We start from the raw sequence: 1347 nt of genomic DNA on the forward strand, positions 1-1347 counted from the left end.
CGCTTGCCGCCGTCCTCGTTCTGCGCCATCAGCAGCTTCATAAACCGGGCCTCATGCTTGGCGGCGTAGCTGGTGACTTTCCGCAGATTTTCGGTCACGCCCACCGTCAGAAGGTCGGTGCGGATGAAGTGCGCCGTACAGTCGGCGGTACGCTTTTTGTAGCTGCCGCAGATATAGCAGTCCTGCCGTCGCTTGTCTGTTTCATACCTCTGCTGGTACATGACACTCCCACAGTCGGCGCAGAACAACAGGCCGGAGAACAGGCCAACCTCGCCGTAGCGGTTGGGCCGCTTACGCTGTATGCGAAGCTCCTGCACTCGCTCCCAGGTGGCCTCATCAATGATGGCCTCGTGAGTATGCTCAAAAACCATCACTTTTTCTTCTGGATTGAGTACGCTGGTCTTGACCTTGTAGGACACCTTCTCCGTCTTGAAGTTGACGGTATGCCCCAGGTACTCCCGCCGTTCCAGAATGTGCGCCACGGTGTTGCTCGACCATTTGCAGGGGTAGTCCGGGTAGTAGCGGCGGGTGCTGCCGGTGCGCCGGTACTCCATCGTCCCCGGCGTGGGGATGTTCTGCTCGGTCAGCATCCGGGCAATCTTGGTGGGGCCGTTCCCGGCAAGGCACAGACTGAATATCTGCTTTACAACAGGTGCGGCCTCCGGGTCAATGATAAACTCGCCGTTCTCGCCTTTCAGATAGCCATAGACCGGCTGGCTGGTGATGGGTTTTCCGCTCATGCCTTTAGCCCGGAAAACCGCTTTGATTTTCTTGCTCGTGTCCCTCACCATCCATTCGTTAAATAGGTTCCGCAAGGCGCTCATGTCGTTGTCGCCCTGGGCGCTGTCCACGCCGTCATTGATAGCGATGAAGCGGACGCCTTTCTTGGGGAAGGTAATTTCTGTAAATAGGCCCACTTGCAGATAATTCCGTCCCAGGCGTGAGAGGTCTTTCGTCACGACCGTCTTGACCGCGCCGCTCTCCACAGCGTCCATCATCTNGGTGAAGCCGGGCCGCTGGAAGTTGGCTCCGCTCCATCCGTCATCCACGAAAAACTGATAGGGCATCAGGCTATGCTCACGGGCGTAGCTTTCGAGGATGCGCTTTTGATTTGAAATTGAATTTGACTCGCCTTGCAGCTCATCGTCGCGACTGAGGCGGCAGTACAAGGCGGTGATAGGGGCTTGCATGGTTTGCTGTCTAATCATCGTTCCTCCGTTCCGACAGCCCCGGCCCCGCTATTCCGATGGCAACAGTATAGCACAGGCCGGGGCGGTTGTATAGTGCTTTTTACTTCCTTACAAGAAAAAGTTTTAAGCTGGGGCTTATCGCGGAACTACCGGCAGG

General features: G+C 56.7%; 1 protein-coding gene. It reads right to left on the reverse strand.

The window, feature by feature from the left end; translation table 11 throughout:
- The coding region (locus JX325_RS16895; RefSeq protein ID WP_204792179.1) for a recombinase family protein at positions 1-1208 on the reverse strand (1208 nt) is incomplete at its 3' end.
- Positions 1209-1347: the final 139 nt, after the last annotated feature.

The organism is Oscillibacter sp. CU971, assembly GCF_905219725.1.
Classification (GTDB): domain Bacteria; phylum Bacillota; class Clostridia; order Oscillospirales; family Oscillospiraceae; genus Oscillibacter.